Source organism: Corallococcus sp. CA054B (assembly GCF_003611625.1).
Classification (GTDB): domain Bacteria; phylum Myxococcota; class Myxococcia; order Myxococcales; family Myxococcaceae; genus Corallococcus; species Corallococcus coralloides.
This window is the reverse complement of record NZ_RAVY01000081.1, coordinates 19,021-38,903: the sequence shown is the minus strand read 5'-3', so window position 1 is coordinate 38,903 and position 19,883 is coordinate 19,021. Positions and strand designations below refer to the sequence as shown.

General features: G+C 70.2%; 13 protein-coding genes. 5 read left to right on the top strand and 8 right to left on the bottom strand.

Annotated elements, in window-relative coordinates; translation table 11 throughout:
* Positions 1-195 precede the first annotated feature (195 nt).
* The 3 genes from D7V80_RS20495 (at position 196) to D7V80_RS20485 (ending at position 6,083) form a co-directional block, all read left to right on the top strand.
* The gene (locus D7V80_RS20495) at positions 196-2,337 is read left to right on the top strand and encodes an FUSC family protein (protein WP_120589751.1); all 2,142 of its coding nucleotides are present in this window, start codon (positions 196-198) and stop codon (positions 2,335-2,337) included.
* A 43-nt stretch (positions 2,338-2,380) separates the two neighbouring features.
* Positions 2,381-3,451, top strand: coding sequence for a hypothetical protein (locus tag D7V80_RS20490; protein ID WP_120589750.1), 1,071 nt, complete (start codon positions 2,381-2,383; stop codon positions 3,449-3,451).
* Between the two features lie 82 nt (positions 3,452-3,533).
* Positions 3,534-6,083: a hypothetical protein gene (locus tag D7V80_RS20485; RefSeq protein WP_147447159.1), complete on the top strand. Its 2,550-nt coding sequence runs from the start codon at positions 3,534-3,536 to the stop codon at positions 6,081-6,083.
* Between the two features lie 10 nt (positions 6,084-6,093).
* On the opposite strand, the gene D7V80_RS20480 is transcribed toward D7V80_RS20485, so the two are convergent.
* The 4 genes from D7V80_RS20480 to D7V80_RS20470 form a co-directional block, all read right to left on the bottom strand.
* Positions 6,094-7,116, bottom strand: coding sequence for a hypothetical protein (locus D7V80_RS20480; protein WP_120589748.1), 1,023 nt, complete (start codon positions 7,114-7,116; stop codon positions 6,094-6,096).
* Between the two features lie 129 nt (positions 7,117-7,245).
* Positions 7,246-7,737 carry a hypothetical protein gene (locus D7V80_RS42885; protein WP_233585550.1) on the bottom strand — a complete coding sequence of 164 codons (492 nt, stop codon included), beginning with the start codon at positions 7,735-7,737 and terminating at the stop codon, positions 7,246-7,248.
* Between the two features lie 15 nt (positions 7,738-7,752).
* Positions 7,753-8,556 carry a glycoside hydrolase family 2 TIM barrel-domain containing protein gene (locus D7V80_RS42880; RefSeq protein WP_233585549.1) on the bottom strand — a complete coding sequence of 268 codons (804 nt, stop codon included), beginning with the start codon at positions 8,554-8,556 and terminating at the stop codon, positions 7,753-7,755.
* Between the two features lie 379 nt (positions 8,557-8,935).
* Positions 8,936-9,742, bottom strand: coding sequence for a hypothetical protein (locus tag D7V80_RS20470; protein WP_147447158.1), 807 nt, complete (start codon positions 9,740-9,742; stop codon positions 8,936-8,938).
* 250 nt (positions 9,743-9,992) lie between these two features.
* On the opposite strand from D7V80_RS20470, the gene D7V80_RS20465 reads away from it, so the two are divergent.
* Positions 9,993-11,687, top strand: a complete 1,695-nt coding sequence (locus D7V80_RS20465; RefSeq protein ID WP_233585547.1) for an RluA family pseudouridine synthase — start codon at positions 9,993-9,995, stop codon at positions 11,685-11,687.
* A gap of 9 nt (positions 11,688-11,696) precedes the next feature.
* On the opposite strand, the gene D7V80_RS20460 is transcribed toward D7V80_RS20465, so the two are convergent.
* The 4 genes from D7V80_RS20460 to D7V80_RS20445 form a co-directional block, all read right to left on the bottom strand.
* Positions 11,697-12,602 (bottom strand): NADP-dependent oxidoreductase, encoded by a 906-nt coding sequence (locus D7V80_RS20460; protein ID WP_120589745.1) that lies wholly within the window; start codon positions 12,600-12,602, stop codon positions 11,697-11,699.
* 131 nt (positions 12,603-12,733) lie between these two features.
* Positions 12,734-13,840, bottom strand: a complete 1,107-nt coding sequence (locus D7V80_RS20455; RefSeq protein ID WP_120589744.1) for an alpha/beta fold hydrolase — start codon at positions 13,838-13,840, stop codon at positions 12,734-12,736.
* Positions 13,830-15,371, bottom strand: coding sequence for an FAD-dependent oxidoreductase (locus D7V80_RS20450; RefSeq protein ID WP_120589743.1), 1,542 nt, complete (start codon positions 15,369-15,371; stop codon positions 13,830-13,832). The genes D7V80_RS20455 and D7V80_RS20450 overlap by 11 nt, the downstream gene beginning before the upstream one ends.
* 19 nt (positions 15,372-15,390) lie before the next feature.
* Positions 15,391-17,751 (bottom strand): GMC oxidoreductase, encoded by a 2,361-nt coding sequence (locus D7V80_RS20445; protein ID WP_120589742.1) that lies wholly within the window; start codon positions 17,749-17,751, stop codon positions 15,391-15,393.
* A gap of 276 nt (positions 17,752-18,027) precedes the next feature.
* On the opposite strand from D7V80_RS20445, the gene D7V80_RS20440 reads away from it, so the two are divergent.
* Entirely contained in the window at positions 18,028-19,836 is a 1,809-nt protein-coding gene (locus D7V80_RS20440; protein WP_233585545.1) for a serine/threonine-protein kinase, read from the top strand.
* Positions 19,837-19,883 lie beyond the last annotated feature (47 nt).

The following is a 19,883-nucleotide window of genomic DNA, read 5'->3' as shown; positions in this document are numbered from 1 at the left end:
GTCGCCCACGTGCACGACGACGTCCTCTTCGAAGGCACGGTGACGGTGGATGGCGAGCGCATCGACGTGAAGGGCGCGCCCGGCCTGCAGAAGCACCTGTGGGGCCACCGGCGGCTGGAGGAGCCTCCTCCGCGTGTGGATGGGGACGGCCGTGGCCACCCTCTGGGGTGACGGCCCGCCGCTCCCCTGAAGCCCATGCGCCATCGACTGCGGAGACACCTCCAGTCGCTCCTCCGGGTGACCCCCGGAAGACCGGCCCTGTGGGCGGGCATCCGGGCCGCCGTCGCCACCGCCCTGCCCTTGTGTCTGTCGTTCCTGACCACCGTGCCGCAGGCCGGCTGGGCGGGCCTCACGGGGCTGCTCGTCACGCTCGCGGACAAGGGCGGCTCCTACCGCGCGCGAGCGCGCGTCATGGGGGTGGTGACGGTGCTGGGGGCGCTGGTCGGACTGCTCGCCGCACCCGCGGGCTACACGTACGAGGTGGACGCCACGCTGCTGCTCCTGGGCGTCACGGCGGCGAACTTCGCGCGCTGCTACGGCGAGACCGCGGGCTCCGTGGGAGGGCAGCTCGCCGTCATCTTCGTCGTGTCGCTGGGCGCGCCCGCCGCCTCGCCGCGAGAGGCGCTGCTGCGAGGCGCGGCACTGCTGCTGGGCGGCCTGTGGGCGATGGCGCTGTCACTACTGCTGTGGCCGCTCAGGCCCTACCGCCCCGCACGCCGGGCGGTGGCGCAGGTGTACGCGGCGCTCGCGATCGCCGCGGAGGAACTGGGGAGGGCCACGCGGGACGGAGCCACGGCCGAGGCGTGGGCGGAGGGGTTGATGCGCCACGCACGGATCCGCCCGGACATCGAACGGGCGAGGGACGTGCTCGCGGCCACGCGGCGAGGGAGGCCGGACGAGTCCAAGCGCGGCGAGCACCTGCTGGTGCTGGTGGAGCTGGTGGAGCCCATGGTGGCGCTGCTCAGCGCGCTCGCGGAGGCGATGCAGGTGGTGGGACGCGACCCGCACATGCACGCGACGCGCGAGCGGGTGATCAAGCTGTGCGAGGCCTTCGGCGCGATGGACCAGTGGGTGTCGCGGGCGCTGCTGCAGGAGCGCAACGAGGGCATGCGCGGGCCCCCCCGGCTGGCGCTGAGGCCCCGACGCCGGCAGCCCGCGAGGATGGCCGCGCCGCCGGTGCGGCAGAGCTCGGAAGGGCCGCTGTCCACGCACGTCGCCACGCTGCTGGACCGGCTGCGCGAGCACGCGGGCGTGGCGCACGAGACGGCGTCGGGCCTGCTCTTCGGAGACCCGGTGTCGGCGCGAGGCAAGGGCACGGTGGGCGGCCCCAGGCAGGCGCCGGGGTTCTCCCTGTGGCGTCCGATTCGCGACCACCTGCACGCGGACTCGGTGGTGCTGCGGCACGCGCTGCGCACGGGGATGGTGGCCACGGCGGCGCTGGGGCTGACGCGGGCGTTGCAGGTGGGCGACGCGCACTGGGTGAGCCTCGTGGTCATCTCCATCCTCCAGCCCTACGCGGGCAGCACGGAGGAGCGCGTGCTCCAACGCACGCTGGGGACGCTCCTGGGCGCGAGCCTGGCGGCGCTCATCGCGACCCTGGTGCACACGCCGCCGATGATGATTGGCGTCATCAGCGTGCTGACGGCCATCTCCGTGGCGCTGCTGCCGCTGAACTTCGGCGCGTTCCAGGTCCTGCTCACGCCGGACTATCTGTTGATGGCCACGCTCAGCTCCGGGGACTGGACGGTGGCGTCGCAGCGCTCGCTGGGCGTGCTCATCGCGGGGGCGCTGGCGCTGGTGGGCTCGTGGACGCTGTGGCCCAGCCCGGAGCGCCGCCGCTTCCCGGACGCGGCGGCCTCCGCCCTGCGCGCGGACGGGAAGTACCTGCAACAGCTGGTCACCCACCGCAGCGGTACGGAGCCCGCGGTGAACGAGGAGCGCCGCCTCCTGGACCAGGCGCTGCTGGAGGCGGAGTCGTCCTTCCAGCGCCTGATGACGGAGTACCGGGGCCCGCCCGGGCACCTGGAGCCGGGCATGGCGCTGCTCACCTACGCGCGCAGGTTCGCGCTGGCGGTGACGGCGCTGGGCACGGGGCGCTTCGAGGGGAGGACGACGTCGGTGCTGCCGCAGCAGCTGGCGCAGCGGGCCAGTGACAGCCTGGAGCTGCTCGCCCGCGCGTTGCAGGAGCGGCGCGAGCCTCCGCCCCTGCCCGCCCTGGCGCTGCCGCGCAGCAGCGACGATCCCGTGCTGGGGAAGCTGCTGGAGCGCGTGCCCCGGCAGCTGGGCATCCTGCACGGCGCGGTGGCGCGAATCAGCGAGGACCCGTCGCTGCGCTGACGCGACATTGTCACGCGATGTGAAGACAAACGATACTCATGGAATGCCCCGGTCCCCCAAGCCCTTCTCCATCGCCAACCTCCGCAAGGACAACCCCCAGTTCAATCCGTTCGACGTCCTTCAGCGTGATGTCGAGGAGCCGGAGCCGGGGCCCGAACGCAAGCCGGCGCCCCACAAGACGGCGCTCCACTTCGTCTGGTACGGGACGGGCAAGCCGAACGACGCGAACACGAAGACGCCGAAGGCCATCGCGTCTGGCTTTGCCTCCGCGACGGTGTACTTCTGGTGCCTGCCCCAGATGGCCCCCGAGTTCGAGCGGGCCCTGGGCAAGCGCGTCAAGGTGCACGGGCTGGACGAAGTCCTGGAGGCGCCGGTCGTGCGCAAGGAATTGGGCGCGCTCCTGATGGACAAGCTGGACCAGCTCCTGGCGTTCTACCTGGCGAACAAGGGCCACGCGCCCGCCAAGGACATCCTGACGTTCCTGACGCTGGGCGTGAACGGCGGGTACTTCCTCGACGCGAACTGCGTCATCGAGGACCGCCAGCAGTTCGAGAAGATGCTCGCGCAGCCACCCAAGGTCCCCACGTTCCTCAAGCTCGAGGACAGCCTCACCTTCAATGCGAAGCACCCGTCCTTCATGAAGGACGAGTTCGCCCTGCAGATGGGCATGGAGGAGGACCCCACGGATGAGCTGACGCAGCTCAACGGCACGGACATGTGGGCCATGTACGCGCCGTCACGGCACCCGATGATGTGGACGATTGCCCGCCACTACATCGCCCGGGCGGAGGCGTTTGGCTTCTGCGGGGCGCCCGTCCAGCCCAAGAGCCTGCGCTCCCAGCTGCGCAACACCTTCACGGATGCGGAATTCGCCCAGCAGAAACGCACCCTGGCCGGCGCATTGGGAATCCAGAGCATCTTCTCCGGCATGGTCGAGCACATGCGGCGCCATGCGCAGTACCGGCCGGAGGACGCGAACTGGAAGGTGGACTCCGTGAAGAACGGACAGGTCGAGGGCAGCGGTCGCGCCCTGTCACTCGCCTCCGCGAAGGCGGACTACTGGGTGGAGGACCTGGGCATCACGAAAGGCCACGGAGACAGCTGGACGAAGTAGGCATCCATGAGCAAACCGTGATGACTCAAGGCTGCGTATCCTGGAATGAATCCTGTTCCTGAACGCACCTGGAGCCATCTGAGTGAAAGACTCCCCGAACGACTCGACTGCTGGATGGCCCCGGGGCGCGGTGCTGGCCTTGCAGGTCCTCTGGCTCGTCGCGGCCCCGGCCTGCGCGACGGGCACGTCATTCCAGCGGGACACGTCCCTGGCCTCGCACTTCAGTGAAGCAGCCGAGCACATCGAGGCCCGGGCCCGCGCGGTGGACATGGCCCGGTCGCACGACGTGCGCATGGAACACGTGGAGCTGCGCGACCGGATGCACACGCTGTCCATCGAGATGATGCTCTCGGGTCCCGAGGCCTGGGGCCCCGGACAGGTCGCGCTCGGGCGAGGGGCGCTGGCCCTGGGCGACCTGAACGCGGCCCGCCTGCACGTGGAGGCCGCGTGGAGCGCGGGCTTCCACGAGCCCTCCGCGGCGTGGACCCGGGCCCTGGTGCTCAGCCAGCACTACCGCGAGCAGCGCGTCGAGGCGTTGACCGTGCTGGATCCGGATCAGCGGAGGGTGCGCGAACAGGCCGTGGAACGTGAGTACCGCGAGCCGGTGCTCGACATGCTTCGTCGGGCGCGGGGGAAGGAGGCCCCGTCGGCGGACTACGGCGCGGCGCTCGTCGCCCTGCACGAGGACCGGCTGGACGCCGCGGCGGACCTGCTGGAGGCCGTGGCCGCCGCATCTCCCTGGTTCGTCGAGGCGCCACTGCTGCGCGCGGACGTGCTGCTGCTCCGCTCCGCACAGCTGTGGGAGGAAGGCCACAAGGACGCGGCCCGGGCGCAACTGGAGAACGGCCGCAAGTCCCTCGCCGCCGCCAGGAGCACGGCGGAGAGCCGGATGCAGACCCACCTGGCGCAGGTCCGGTTCGAGTCCGCCGTCATCGCCCTCCTCCGTACCGACCTGCCCGGCACCATGCCCTCCTACGACCGCGAGGAACCGGTGCCCGGCGTCATGTCCTTTCACGGCCCCGAGGGCTCGGGTCCCGCGGGCCGCGCCTTCAGCGCGCTTGACGCGGCGTCCCGGCTCAATCCCGCCGCCCCCGTCCCGCCCTGTCTGCGGCTGCGATTGCTCAATGCCCTGGCGGAGCATCCCCGGCGCCAGGAGGCCTTCAACGGCCACCTGGCCCAGCACGCGAGCGAAATCGCCAACGTGATGCTGGCCCGCGACCCCACGAACCGCTGCGTCCGTTTTGAACGGCTCCGGACCCAGGTGTCCCGAGAGGAGAAGGCGAGACAGGAACGTTTCAGTTCATCGATGCCCTCGGTGCAGGACCTGTTGAAGGCCATTCCCCCAGCCGAGCGGGGCCTCGAGTTCGACCTCCTGCACGCCCGGATCCTGGAGCACGAGGTGGCGCTCGAAAACGAATGGGGAGGCCCTCGGGTCGGATACCGGCACGGCGCGCACCGGGACCAGGCGATCAACGTCTGGAAGGGCATCCTCGCGCGCGAATACCGCGTCCCCGCGTATTGGGTCCGGTTCGGGGAGCTCCTCGTGGACCGGAGCCTGGACCCGTTGACGGTGAACGGTGCAGGGGACCTGGACCTGGCGGAGGAGGCCTGGGACAAGGCGGGTGCCCTGCGCACGAAGGCGCCCGGCCTGTGGCTGCTGGGAGCCCACGTCCAGATGGCGAAAGCCCTGCGCCACCAGTCCCGGGGCGAGGCCACCGGTCTCACGTGGAAGACCGCCGAGTTCCGCCTTCGCGAGGGCCTCACCGCGCATCCGCGTGAATCGTCACTGCATCATGGACTGGGCCAGGTCCTCCTGGAGCAGGCGAAGGAGCGATGGGCAAGCGGAGGCGATCCCACCGGGTTGCTCGATGCGGCGGAGGCGGCGCAGGCAGAAGCCACGACGCTGGATTCGGGGCATGGCCCGGGGAAGCGGGCGCATGCGGACATCCATGCGCTCCGAGCGGAGTACGCCTGGCGGCGAGGGGAGGATCCTTCCAGCCACGTGGACAGGGCCGAAGCCTTCTATCTCCAAGCCATGCCCGAGGGCCCCTCGAGCGCGGAGGCCGTCCTGGGCCTCATGCGGGTGCTTCAAATCCAGGCGCGCTTCCTGCTGGAGCAGGGGCGGGATCCGCGGCCCGCCTTCGACCGCGGGGTGAAGTCCATCGACCTGATGGCCCGTCTTGCCTTGATCCGGCGAGTCCAATACCTGCGACTCGCGGCCGGGGACTCTCTCTTGCTGGCCCGGTGGATGTCCCGGACGGATCCACGGCAGGCGGAGTTGCACTTCGACGCAGCGGAAGCCACCCTCACCAAGGCCCTGGAGAACGTGCCTCGGAGTCAGGAGGTCCGTCTGGATCTGGGTGAGTTGAACCGGTCCCGGGCGGTGGCGAGGAAGGCCGCCGGACAGGACGCGGAGCCCTTGCTGGCAAAGGGACTCGCGCTGGCGGACGCGTTGCTCAAGGAGCGTCCGAACTGGCCCGAAGCGCTCTTGCTGCGCGCGGCAATCCTGCGCACGAAGGACCCGGTTTCGCCCGAGGCCCACAAGGACCGCGATGCGGCACTGAAGGCCAATGCCAACCTCGCGCCCGGCTGGAGGCGTCAGTTCCCGGAGGACGGGCCCAAGGCGCCTTGAGCGCCGCGGGTCAGAGAGTCGTCGGCGCGGGAGGAGCGCACGCGGACTGATAGTCCTGGAGCTTTCGCTGGAAGCGCTCCCGCTCGGACGCGAGCCACTCCGCGGGCAGCATCTCCACGGCCTTGCGCTGTTCCGCCAGCGCCTCGGTGCACTGGTTCAGTCCGAAGTGCGCGGCGGCGGCGGTCTCCAGGACGTAGGGGTTGGGGTGCTTGCCCAGCGAAGTGCGGCGGATGGCGGGGCGCAGTGCCATCAGCGCGTTGGAGTGCTGACCCGCCTGGACGCGCTGCCAGGCCATCTCCGTGGCGATCCACCAGTCTTCGGGCGCCAGTACGTAGGCCCGGGCCAGCACCCGGGGATAATGCGGATGATCCGGTGCATGGACGGCGAGCTGCGCGGCCAGGTTGGTCCAGGCTGATGTGCTCGTGGGGGACCACCCCACCCTCTTCCGGGCCCACTCCAGCTTCAGCTCCGTGGACAGGTCCGGGTCTTGGGGGCCACCGAAGTTGAGATTGAAGCTGGCGGTGTACGGACGGCTCATCGGATGCCCCGCCAGCATCCACGGCGTGTACCTGTGCGCGGAGAGCTGCGCGATGATGTGCTCGGCTTCATGGTCCGGCCCATTCTCGATGACCTGACAGTCGCGCAGGCGGCCATCCACATCCAGCCGGCAGCCGATGATGGCCAGCGCGTACTGGGCGTGGCTGAACCGCGGCTCCCTCTTCTTGGGGCGCACCTCCTCTCCCTCGACCTTGACGGCAAGCCGCACCTGCTCCTTCAAGAACACGCACGCCTGCTCGTAGTCCGCGTTGCATGCGGCTCGCAGGCTCCCCAAGGCGCGGCGAAGCTCCGCGTCGGAGGGATTTCCTTTCAGGAGCTGGACGACCTCTTCGAAGACACGGGGTGCCTGGCCGGGCTCCAGCTCCAGGTCAGGAGCATTCCAGGAAGCCAGCGCGTCGCTGGTGACGACCCCGAGGTTCGCGGCCTGGGCGACGTGGCGCTCATAGGAGCTCGGGTTGGCCAGGTAGGCCTGCATGGCCAACGCCAGATGACCATGACTCGCCGTGGGAGGGGGAAGACCGTAGTGGCCGCACCCCGTTGAAAGGCACAGCAGGAAGAGGAACAGCAGATGCCAGGACATGGCGCCGCACTGTAGCGCATGGCCTCAGGGAGTCGCGGGAGCCACCACGGACGTCGTGGCGGCGACCAGGTTTCCCGCGCCGTCCTTCGCCAGGCCATACAGCTTGATGGCGCCCGTCACGACGGGCAGGCGCACCCTCCACGTACCGGGAGTGGCTCCCTTCCGGGACTCCAGCATCGTCACGCGGTCGCGTTCCGCTCGGTTGGGCGCGCCCCGGAAGTTGTAGGCGAAGGAGACCTCCAGCGGCGTGGTGGAGGTGACGTCGAAGGCCACATCCGCCCAGTCTTTCTCCAAGCCCCGGACCTCCAGGCGCACCGGCACGGGCAGTGCGGGCGCTGGCTTCACGCCCGTGTACGCATCCCGCACCGCGTGCCACGCCGGCCGCGTGGACGTACCGGACAGCATCCCCAGCCACAGCCCGGTGTGGTCCAGCGCCGCGCTGTAGTTGAAGACGAACAATCCCAGACACCGGCCCGACTGGACGTGGGGAGCCAGCGCGTTGCGCCAGCCGTCCACGATGACGGCGTACTTCTACTTCTCCCCGTCACCGGGTTCCTGGGGCACGCCGCGAGTGTCCTTGGGGGCCTCCCATTCGCCCTGCGCACCGAACTCCGTGATGAACCACGGCTTGCGGCCACCGGCCTGCCTCACCGCGTCCGCCAGTGCATGAATGCCCCTACCGTAGACATTCAAGCCATACGCATCCAGCGAGGGCACGTACTTCTCCCAGAATGGGATGCCCAGCGTCCAAGCATCCACGGACAGCACCGGGTGCGCGGGGTCCGCCTTCTTCACCGCGCGGACGACCTTCTCCAGGAAGCGCGCGTAGGCGACCTTGGACGGCTCATCCGGCGAATTGAGGATGACCTCGTTGCCCACGCCCCAAGCGAGCACCGCCGGGTGGTCCTTGAAGCGGCGCACCTTCGTGACCGTTGCCTGGAGCTGCGCCTCACGGCCCTTGGCGTCGCGCACGTAATCAAAGGCGTCGTCATTCTCCATGCCCGGGCGGCCCGGCCGCAGCCACAGTCCCACGAGCACACGCAGGCCATGCTTCCGCGCGGCATCGAGCAGCGCGAGCGTTTCATCACCCGTGCCCCAGGTGCGCAGCGTGTTGACGCCCAGGGTCTTGAGTTGCTCGCAATCCCTGTCGAAGTTCGCGGGCCCGCCCGTGCCGCTGAAGGTGACGCCCTTCGCAACATAGGGCTGGCCGTCCACCTCCAGCTTCCAGCCCTCCCCTGCCTTCAGGATGGCGGTGCGAGCCTCCGCGGCCTTTGCGGGGCAAAGGAGCACGGTCAACAGCAGGAGGCCGGCAGTGAAGGGGGTAGCAATGGCCATGAGCGAGAAATCTAGAACGCCTTCCGAGCGGGCCGGCGACCAGCTCAATCATGGTGTTCGAACAACGAGACTCTGGCCCCCCACTGTCGGACAGGTTTGAAAGGTCACGGTGGAGAGACCGCATGAATGGCCAGAGAATGTGCAGATGTCAGGAGCAGCGGTCCTTCGCGTCCGCGACCAGGTCCGAGCGATGCATGGGATTCGCGGTAGGGCCAGGCGGAAAGGCGGTGTTGTCTTGAGGCTGGAGGGGAGCGGATGGAGCGGCGACTTCGGCGGTGAGCGCCCGGTGCAGGGCGACGGCGAAATCGATGGCCGTCCATTCTACTTCCGTGCGCGCTGGGACTCGTGGGAGCTGGACGTCGACGACGCGCCCAGCGCCCTAGCACTTGTCATAGACCCCCGGCGCACCAGGTGACTTGCGGCGGTAGCACATGCGCACCTCGTTCTCGGCGTCCCTGCAACTGGACTCATAGACGCTCTCACCCGAGGGCATGTCGACGAAACTGCCGCAGTCCCGGCTGGACTCCTTGACCTGGAGGAAGCGTGGGAAGGCATCTCCCACCGGGGTGACCTTCACCTCGGTCGCACCATTGACGAAGCCCATGTGGCTTCCCGACTCGATGGTGAAGATGGAGCGCAGCGTGCCCTCCTGTGCCTCCCAGTACGACAGCGTCTGGTATTCGTTGCGCGAGTCCGCATCGGTCTGTTCGACCCGGAAGACCTGCCGCACCGGGTCGGTGAGGTTCTCGAAGGAGAACACGGCGCGATAGGCTTGGCTCTCCACCACGCCCGGAAGGAAGTCCATCGGGATGGCGCAGAAGGTGTTCTTGCCTCCGAGAGGATGAAGCACCACCCCATCCAGCAGTCTCAGCCCATCACACGCCTGCCCCCGCGCCTGGAGGACGAAGTCCTGCGTGTCCGCCAACAGGATGCGTGCCCGGAAGACGTCGAGCTGCGCGGACACCTGCCCCTCCTCTTTCAGGCACTCGCGCTGCTCCCACGCGGAGTCCAAGCCCAGCGGGTGGAGGAGCTTGCGCAATCCGGCGGTCGTCTTCGCAGCGCGCACCTGCTTCTTCAATTCCTGGGGATCCACCACGACGCGGAGCGCCGGTGGACATGCGTCCTGGCTGCCCTTGCTGGGGGGCGTGGAAGACGGGGGCTCCTCGGCGACCGCAGGAGCTGTCATGAGGACCACCAAGAGCACGGCGGACCAGAGGCGAGACGTCGCGGCTGAAAGGTGCATGGGCATGAATGGACGCGCGATCCTGACATACACCTGCAATGGCAGCCAGCCTGCCCGCCGGGTACTCAGGACCGGTGGGGTCCACGTACGGGTTTCGTGCTACTCCGGCGCGGTGGACCCGCTTGTCACCCTCCTTGAACCGGCCCCCCGAGCGGATGAAGTGCCAGGTGCGTTCCCGAGCCCCTTCGACGCCGTGGGTCCGCACGCCCTCGCGCGCCGGGCCGCGGAGGCGCTGCAGGCCACGCTCCGCGAGGGTTTCATCGCGCCCGGGCTCCCGAGCTCCATCCTTCAGGGGCCGGACGGCGGGAAGATGTTCGGCGTGCTCGTGGTGCGGCAGCCGGACGGAACGTTCGGCGTGCTGCGAGCCTTCTCCGCGATGCTCGCGGGACGCTGGGACGTGCCGGGCTTCGTGCCCCCCGTGTTCGACCGCGAGGCTCGGGCCCGCGTGGAGCCGGTGGCCGACGCCACGGTGAAGGCCCTGCTCGCGCGCGCCGAAGCCTGGAGCACCTCCGAGGAGCTGCGGCGTCTGCGCGAGGACGATGACGCCCGCCAGTCGCGTGAAGCCACCGAGCGCGAAGCCATGCGCCTGCGCCACGACTCCCGGCGCAGACAGCGCCACGAACGCCGTGCGGCAATCCTGGCCATGCCCTTACGCACGGAGCCGCTGGGCGAGGAGCCTCCGTCAGCGCAAGCCTCGCCCCCACTCGCGCTCTCGGAGGCCACTCGCCCCGAGGCGTCGCCTGTCGCGCTCACGGAAGCCGAGCGCACCCAGGCACTGCACGCGCTCGACCAGGAGAGCAGAGGCGACAAGGCGGAGAAACGCAGGTGGGACGCGGCCCAGGAAGAAGCCCGGCGCCTGCTCGCCCCTGCCCGTGCGAAGGCGGAACGTCGCGTGCGCGCGCTGGACCGCCTGCGCCGCATCGTCTCACGCGGCTTCATGAAGCAGTTCCACGACACCTACGCCATCACCAACGCCCGAGGCGAAACCCGCCCCCTGCGCTCGCTCTACGGCGGCGCGGAGCCCCCGTCCGGCGCCGGTGACTGCGCGGGCGCGAAGCTGCTCGCCCATGCCTTCGCGCACGGACTCCAGCCGGTGGCGCTCGCGGAGCTCTGGTGGGGCACGCCGCCCGCGTCCGGGGGCCGCATCCAGGGCGCCTTCTATCCAGCGTGCCGCGACAAATGCGGCCCCCTGCTCCCGTTCATGCTGGAGGGCCTGGAGGTCTCCGCGCCCCGCGTCTTCGTCCCGCCGCCCGCACCCACGCCGGAACTCTCCATCGTCTTCGAGGACGCGTGGCTCGTCGTCATCGACAAGCCCTGCGGCCTGCTGTCCGTCCCGGGCCGGGATGCCTCCCTCCTGGACTCGGTGCTCACCCGCCTGCGCGCGCGATACCCGCACGCCACGGGGCCGCTGCTCGCGCACCGGCTGGACCTGGACACGTCCGGGTTGCTCGTCGCCGCGCTGGACAGCCGCACGCACGCGTCCCTTCAGCGCCAGTTCCTCCACCGCGACGTGGCCAAGCGCTACGTGGCGCTCATCGACGGTCCCGTGCACGGCGACGCGGGCACCATCACCCTGCCCTTGCGCGTAGACCTGGACGACCGTCCCCGGCAGATCGTCGACGCCGTGCACGGAAAACCCGCGGTCACCGACTGGGAGGTCCTCCACCGCGCAGCGAGCCACACGCGCGTGGCCCTCCGTCCACGCACCGGCCGCACGCACCAGCTCCGCGTCCACGCGGCGCATCCGCAGGGCCTGGGCGCGCCCATCGTGGGAGATCCGCTGTACGGACACGCGGGCCTGCGCCTGCACCTGCACGCCGAAACGCTGTCCTTCGTGCATCCGGCGACGGGGCAGCGCGTGTCCTTCACCCGCGCCGCCCCGTTCTGAACGCCCGCGTCAGTTGACGAGCAGCACCTTGCCCACGCCGCCCTGCTCCGCGACCTTCTGGGCCTCGCGCGCGTCGTCCAGCTTGAAGGTCCGGCTGATGGGAATCACCAGGTCCCCCTTCGCCGCGCTCACCGCGATCTGCTCGAGCCTGTGGGCATCCGGATGGGCCATGAAGCTGCGCACGATGAGCCCCTTCTCCTTCGCGCCCTTCGGTTCCCCCAGCACGGTGCCCACGGTCCCGCCGTGCTTCACCTTGTCGAGCACCGCCGCCACGGCCTCACCGCCCACCGTGTCCGCTACCGCGTCGAGCGTGGGCAGCCTCGCGATGTCCTTCGGATCATCCAGCGCGACGACGCCATCCACGCCCAGACCCTGGGCCTCCTCCACCTGCTTCTTGCGCACGCCCGCCCAGATGCGCGCGCCCCGCGCCCGCGCCGCGAAGACGGCCGAGCGCCCCACCGCGCCCAGCGCGCCCGTGATGAGCACCGTCTCCCCCTGCGAGGGCCGCACGTGCTCCTCGATGAGCTGCGTGCCCGTCAGCGTCACCAGCGGCAGCGCGGCGGCGTCCCGCAGGTCCAGGTTGTCGGGCACCTTCGCCCAGGCTTCCGTAGGCGCGACCACCGTCTCCGCGTAGCCGGCGTTCACCAGGCCCATCACACGGTCGCCCGGCTCGAAGGCCTCCACGCCCGTGCCGACCTCCACGACCTCACCGGCCACGTCGCGCCCGAGGATGGCGGGGAACTTCAGGTCCAGGCCCCCCTTCAGGTCCCCGCGGCGGATCTTCCAGTCCACCGGGTTGATGCTCGCGGCGGTGACGCGGACCTTCACCTCGCCCGGCCCCACCTTCGGCTCGGGCATCTCCTGCACCGCGAGCACATCCACATCCCCATAGCCTTTGAGCACGACCGCTTTCATCCGGGCCTCCACGTAAGCCGAGCGAGGGAAGAGACTTCCAACGTCGGCCCAACGGTAAGCACCGGCGAAGAGGCCGCCATCGTCGGCGACCGGCCGTCCCGCCTCCTGCTCCCCCGGACGGCGGCGGCCTGTCAGCGGGGCTGGAACTCCAGCGCCTCGCGCAGCACCGGATACGTGTCCTCCGAGGAGGTGCTGCCCATGAAGGTGTCCAGGTGGCCGTAGCCCGGCAGCATGCGGCGCTGGTACCAGCGCGCGCCGTTCGCCTCGCGCAGCCACTGGAAGGTGCGCTCCGTGGACGACGGCAGGTACGTGCGGTTCTGCTCGCTGGAGACGAACGTGATGGGCCGCTGGAAGGGCTCCGGATCCAGATAGTCCGGCGGCCGGGCCTGCCCGTAGCGCCGCAGGTTCTCCGCGCGGCCATAATCGAACTTCACCGCGTGACCACCGCGCGACATCTGCCCCAGGTGCCGGAACGTCAGCAGGTTGCACCTGCCGAACTGCTCCTCCAGCCGCGCGTGCGTCTCCGGGTTGAGGCGCGCGTGCCGGTACAGCCGGCCATACATGAACGACAGCCGGTGGCACACCGGGCTGTCACACTCCATCCGCAGGAAGCTGGACACCTTCGTGAAGGCCGCCTGGAACAGCGGCGTGCGGGACGCGTCATCCGGCGTGAGCGAATCCAGCCCCGCGTCCAGCAGCTCCGGCACCCGCAGGAGCGCCTTGAAGCGCGTGGAGGCCGGCGTGTGGTGGTGCAGCGCCACCTGCGACGCCACCACGGTGCGCACGTCCGGCAGGTGGCCCGCGGCCATGGACATGAAGAACGCCGCGGACCCCGCGCAGTGCACCACCGCCTGCACCGACTCCGCGCCGGTGATTTCGCGGATGCGCCGCACCGCCGCCGGCATGTCGTGGTCCGCCGCGTCGTCCAACGTGAACTGACGCAGGGGCAGCTGCACGCTGGCGCGCCAGTCCAACAGCCACGTGTCGTAGCCGTGGCGCACCAGGTACTGGACGAAATTCTCCTTCAGCGTGGGCAGCATGAACATGCCGCTCCACACGCCCGCGCCGTGCACCAGCAGCACCGGCCCCTTCGTGCCCCCCACGTAGCGGGTGAGCTTGAGGGGCACGCCGTCGCCCGCGAGGAAGTCGTACCGCTCCGCCATGGGCAGGCCCTGGAGCGTCACATCCTGGGACCGCGTCCGGAACACCGCCGCGCTGCTTCGATAATCAAAAGCCATGGGCCACCGCCTCCGCGATGCGCTCGGCCACCGCGCTGATGGTCATCACCGGATGGAAACCGATGGACGTGGGGATGACGGAGCCATCCGCCACGTACAGTCCGGGGTAGTTGAACACTTCGCCCTCCGTCGACACGACGCCTCGGGCCGGCGACTCCGCCAGGTGCGCCCCGCCCAGCGAGTGCACCGTGAACGGCCGGCGGAACAGCTCCCACGTAACGAGCGGCGCGAACGTCCCGCCGTACTGCGAGGCCAGCTCCTGCATCGCGGAAGTCATGCGGTTCACCAGCGCCACGTTCTCGTTCGCGTAGTCCCACTCGATGTCCAGCCGGTCGCCCTTGAGCACCATCTGCCCGTTGGCATTGTCCTGACCAATGGCGAACAGGTTGCTCGTGCGCGCCGGATCCACGCCGGTGCCCAGCGGCTTGCTGAACAGCCCCTTGGCGAAGGCGCCGTGCATGAGCGGCCACAGCTTCGGCCACAGCGGGCCCCCCACGCCGCCCAGCAGCCCCAGCCGCGGCTGCCCCATCCCCGCGAGCACCGCCGTCGCCGGCTTGTTGAACGTGGCCGTCACCATCGTGAAGCGCGGCGCGGCGTCGAAGAAGCGCATCACCGTGGCCACGTCCGGGCCCTCCCACGGCAGGATCTCCTCGCGGCTGCCGTGCAGCGAGCCCAGGAAGTCGCCGTTGCCGGAGTAGCCCCTGCCCAGCCAGTCGCTCACCAGCGGCAGCGTGCGGGTCCGGTCGCGGCTGCGCAGCAGGATCTCCACCGTGCCCAGCGCCCCGGCGGACAGCACCACGCGGCTGCCCTCCACGGACGTCTTCTCCCCGGTGGCCAGGTCCTTGAAGTGCACCCGGTAGCCGCCCGCCACGCGCTGCACGTGGGACACGGACAGGCCCGGCCACACCGTGGCGCCCAGCTTCTCCGCGCGCGCCAGGTAGGTGAGGTCCAGGGTGTTCTTCGCGCCGTACTGGCAGCCGAACTCGCACTCCGCGCAGCGCTGGCAGGCCTTGCGGCCCGGGGCGGAGGGCTCCGTCCAGGACACGGCCTCGTCCGGGTCGAAGGTCTGACGGCCCATGCGCTTCGCGGCCTGCTGGAACAGGTCGCGCTTCCTCAACGGCTCGGACGCGGGGAACGGCTTCACGTCCAGCTCGTGCGCCACCTTGTCGTAGTAGGGGTCCAGCGCCTCGCGGCTGAAGCCCCGGGGCCAGCGCGGGTGGTCGAAGACGATGGGGTCCGGCCGCACGTGGACGTTGGCGTAGACGAGCGACCCGCCGCCCACGCCGCTCGCCGTCACCGTGCCGATGCCGGACAGGAAGCGCACGTCGTAGAGCCCGCGCGCCTCCGGACGGATGGGATGCCGCCAGAGCAGTTCGTCCGCGCGCGTGACGTCCCGGGGGAACTGGCCCGGGTTGTACCGGCGGCCCCGCTCCAGCACCGCCACGGATTTGCCCGCCTGCGCCAGCCGGAGCGCGGTGATGGAACCACCGAAGCCGGAGCCCACCACCACCACGTCGTACTTCTTCGCCATGCCCACGATGTGTTCCCCCCTAATCGAACTTCGCGCGGGCGAAGACGTCCCAGAGCGTGCCCATGAACATGCCGCCGAAGCGCCGCATCGCGTCCGCCTGCTTCAGCGGCGAGGACGTGCCCAGCACGGAGAACGTGGTGAGCTGCTGGAGGAAGTCCGGCAGGTGCAGGCGGATGATGCCGGTGGCGACGATGGGGCCGGTGCGCTCATGCCCCTTGCGCAGCACGGTGTAGAGCGTGGACGTGTCGCTCCACACGTCGAAGCCCGCGTCGTCGTTGACCTCCTTGTAGCCATCCAGGAGGTACGGCTGGCCGTCCACGCCGGTGAAGGGCATCAGGTACAGCATGCGCCGCTCGTAGAAGCGCTCCGTGCCCACGAAGAGGTTGAAGACGCCGTTCTCCACCGGCGCGCCCCCGGGCGGCGTGAAGCCGCGCACGTGCAGCGTGCCCTGCACGATGCCGCCGTGGGACTCCTGCGCGAGGAAGCGGTCCAGGTTGGGCAGCGTGATGGTGACGACGAACTCCGCCGTCTGCCCTCCGCGCTGGCCCGCCCGCGCCGCCCCGGCGAAGTCCTCCGGCGAGGGGTGGTTCGGCTGGAGGAAGCCCTTCATCCGCTCCGTGAAGCGCAGGCCCACGACCGGCGTGGGGGACGCCACCGTTCCGCCGGGCGGAACCACCACGTCGCCCAGCGGATCCGTCCCCGACACCACCGGCGAGGCCACCGTCTCCACCTCCGGCATCATCCGCATGCTGACGCGGGGCGGGTACGCGGGCGCGGCCTTCGTGGGCACGCGCTCCGGCGCCACCCAGTTCGGCGCGTCCTTCACCTGGCGGATGACCTGCTCCACGTTGCGCTCGGCCACCGCGGCGATGCTGGAGGACGGGTTGACGCCGACGCCCACCGGCAGCGCCGCGCCGTCCATGACGTACAGGCCCGGATAGCCGTGCACCTCGCCGTGGGGATTGAGGACGCCGTACGCGGGCTCCTCCGCCATCGCGCAGCCGCCCAGGTTGTGCACGGACACCGGCAGGTGCAGCCGCTCCCAGAGCGGGTTGAAGGCGGCGCGCGTGCCCAGCGCGCGGGCCACGTCCTCGCAGAGCTGTTCCTGCGTGCGGTACAGCGGCAGGTTCGCGGGCACGTCCCACTGCACCTGGAGCTCGCGGGTGATGGGGGACAGCGTCAGCCGGCCGTTGGACTTGTCCCGGCCCATGGCCAGGAACACGGCCTGGAAGCGGCCGCGCTCGTTCTCGATGGCGGCCATCTCCTTGGAGCGCGTGCGCAGCACCTTCACGAGTTCGCGCTGGAGCAGGTCCGCCGGGAGCGTCATGGCGCGGTCCGGGTCCATGGCCATCATCAGCCCCGCGGCCTGCACCGGGTGCCCGCCCTCCTGGAAGAGGAACCAGGTCTTGTCCTTGCCCTGGCCTTCATCCACCACCATGCCGGTGGTGATGGTGGGGCCCACCGCGGGGTCCCACGGCTCCTTCGTGTCGAAGGCGAAGGCGAGGAAGTCCCCGTTGGCGGAATAGCGCGTGCCCAGCCGCGCGCTCAGGTCCGGCAGCGTGCCCAGCACGTCGCGGTTGCGCAGCAGCAGCTCCGTGGAGTTCACCGCGCCCGCGCACAGGAAGACGCGGCGGGCGTCCACCGTGCGCTGCATGCCGGCGTTGGCGTGGTCGGTGAAGGTGACGCGGTAGCCCGGCGACAGCGGCTCGATGCGGGTGACCTCCGCCTGGGTGGTGACCTCCGCGCCCCGCTGTTCGGCCACGGCCAGGTAGTTCAGGTCCAGGGTGTTCTTCGCGCGGCGGTTGCAGCCGATGTCGCACTCGCCGCAGTAGCTGCAGCCCTCCTGGAGCACGCCGAACTTGTTGGGCATGGGCTCGCCCGCGGGGGCGAAGCGCACGGCGAGGTTCGGGTAGAAGAACTGCGCCTCGCGCCCCAGCTTCGTCGCCACCTCCTGCATCCGCTTCGTCTTGGGCGGCAACCCGCGCGCGGAGGCGGTGATGGGCTGCACGTCCAGCATGTGCGCGACCAGGTCGTAGTACGGATCCAACGACTCCCGGCTGTAGCCCTCCGGCCACCCGGACGCGAACACGTCCGGCGGCGGGCGCAGGTGCACGTTGGCGTAGATGAGCGAGCCGCCGCCGTACCCCGCGGCCTGCACGACGCTCATCCCCTTCAGGAGCTTGATGTCGAAGAGCCCCTGGCGGTGCTGCCACAGCCAGCCGTTGCGAGGGTCCTCGAAGTCGCGCGGGAAGCTGCCCTTCGGGTAGCGCAGGCCACGCTCGAGCACGCGCACGGACAAGCCCGCCTGCGCGAGCCGACAGGCCGCCACCGCTCCGCCAAACCCGGTGCCGATGACCAGGGCGTCGTATGCCGGTGCCATGTTCCCCCTCCGGGTGCGGTCCCTGGGAGCAGGGATCCGGAAGCGACCCGGGAACGTCCAGGAAAGGACGGACCTGACTCTACAACGGGTCACCCCCGTTTCCTTGAGGCCGGGAACCCTCCGCGGATCAGCATTTTCCGCTCTGGAGAGCGGGATTCCATGATCAGCGAGTATAGGTCGGCGGGCGAGCGGGCAGATGGCTCGCTTGGACGCGCGACGTCATGGCGATGGCCCGATACCATTGCCCCAGACGGGCTCCCCCATGAACGCCGACGATTGCCAGAAGCGGGGTCACCGGAGGTGGTGACGGACGAGGAGATTCCGGCGGCGGCCCCGCCATCGGTGGATCCGCTGGTGGGGTCGAAGATTGGCGAGTTCGTCATCCACGAGCGCGTGGGTGCGGGCGGGATGGGAGTCGTCTACCGGGCGGAGCACCCGCTGATCGGCAAGCACGCGGCCATCAAGGTGATGCGCGCGGAGCTGGTGTCCCCAGAGCAGGAGCAGCGGCTGCTGGTGGAGGCGCGGGCGGTGAACGCCATCCGGCATCCGGGCGTGCTGGACATCTTCAACTTCGGGACGCTGCCGGACTGCCGGCCGTACGTGGTGATGGAGCTGCTCCAGGGCCAGTCGCTCGCGGACCGGATGCGCGAGCGGGGCCGGATGGACGTGGGGACCACGGCCTGGGTGTTGGAGCAGGTCCTGTCCGCGCTGGCGGCCGCGCACCGGGCGGGGGTGGTGCACCGGGACCTGAAGCCCGCGAACGTGTTCCTGATGGAGCAGCCGGACGCGGCGCCGCTGATCAAGCTGGTGGACTTTGGCATCGCCAAGGTGATGCAGGACCACGACGCGCTGGCGCGGGCGGACCGCTCCACGCTGGGGACGCCGGACTTCATGGCCCCGGAGCAGGTCCGCGGCGGAGAGGTGGGCCCGGCCGCGGACCTGTACGCGCTGGGCGTGATGGCGTTCCACATGCTCACGGGCACCCGGCCGTTCCAGGGTGACAACGTGCAGGTGATGTTCGCGCACGTGGAGCAGTTCCCTCCCCGGGTGTCGTCGCGGGTGGAGGGGATTCCGCCGGAGCTCGATGACCTGGTGGCACGGTTGATGGAGAAGGAGCCCGCGAAGCGGCCCGCGACCGCGACGGCCGTGCGGCTGAAGCTCCGAGGGCTCGCGCGTCCGCCCGTGCCGGCCGCGAGCGTGGAACCTCCATCGGAGACACCGGCCGTACCGGCAGTGCCCACGGCCATCGTGCCGAAGGGGCGCCGGAACGGATTGTCCATCGCGGTGGCGGCTGTCGCCGGGGTGGCACTGCTGGGAATGGGTTACGGGTTGGGGACGCAGGCGGGGAAGGCGGAGCAGACGCAAGTGATTGCGCCGCCGCGACCTTCCGAGCCGGTGTTGGTGGACACAAGGCCCACGCTTCCGGTGGAGCCGCCGCCGCAGGCCCCTGTCGAGGCGCCGCCCGAGGTCATCGAGGAAGAAGCGCCGGAGGAGACGGAGACCGCGACAGCGACCCTGGCGAAGTCCACGAAGCTGCCACCGTTGCCGGCGGAGACTGCCTCCGAGAAGAAGATGGAGCAGCGGATGGCAGGGCTGTTCAAGCTCCTTCTGGCGCGGGCGAAGGACGTGGATGCGGAGGGAGCGCTGCGCGGCAGGCTGATCCAGCAGTACCGGGCCGCCGCGGAAGCGAAGACGGACTCAGAGCGTGCGCGCATCCATGTCGCGCTGGATGACGCCGAGAAGGAGCTGACCCAGCGCATCGCGCTGCACGACGCGCCCCCGGCTCCTGTCGCCGTCGTCGCCGCCGCTCCAGCGCCGCCCCGGGTCCCGGCGCTCGTGCTTCCCAAGCTCCCCACCCTGCCCCAGGGCAATGCCTCCGAGCAGAAGCTGGCCCAGCGCATGGACAAGCTGGTGGCGGAGCTCCGCAAGCGCACGCAGAACCAGGACGTCGCGCCGGAGCTCACGAAGCAGTTGGTGGACATCTACACCGAGGCCGCGAAGGCCCAGACCGCCACCGAGCGCATGACCGTGCATCAGTCACTGGATGCGTGGCAGGAGCGGCTGACGGCGCGCTTCCCGAAGTGAGCGGAAGCCAATCACTGGCGGGTATGATTTTACATCCCGGCAGTCAT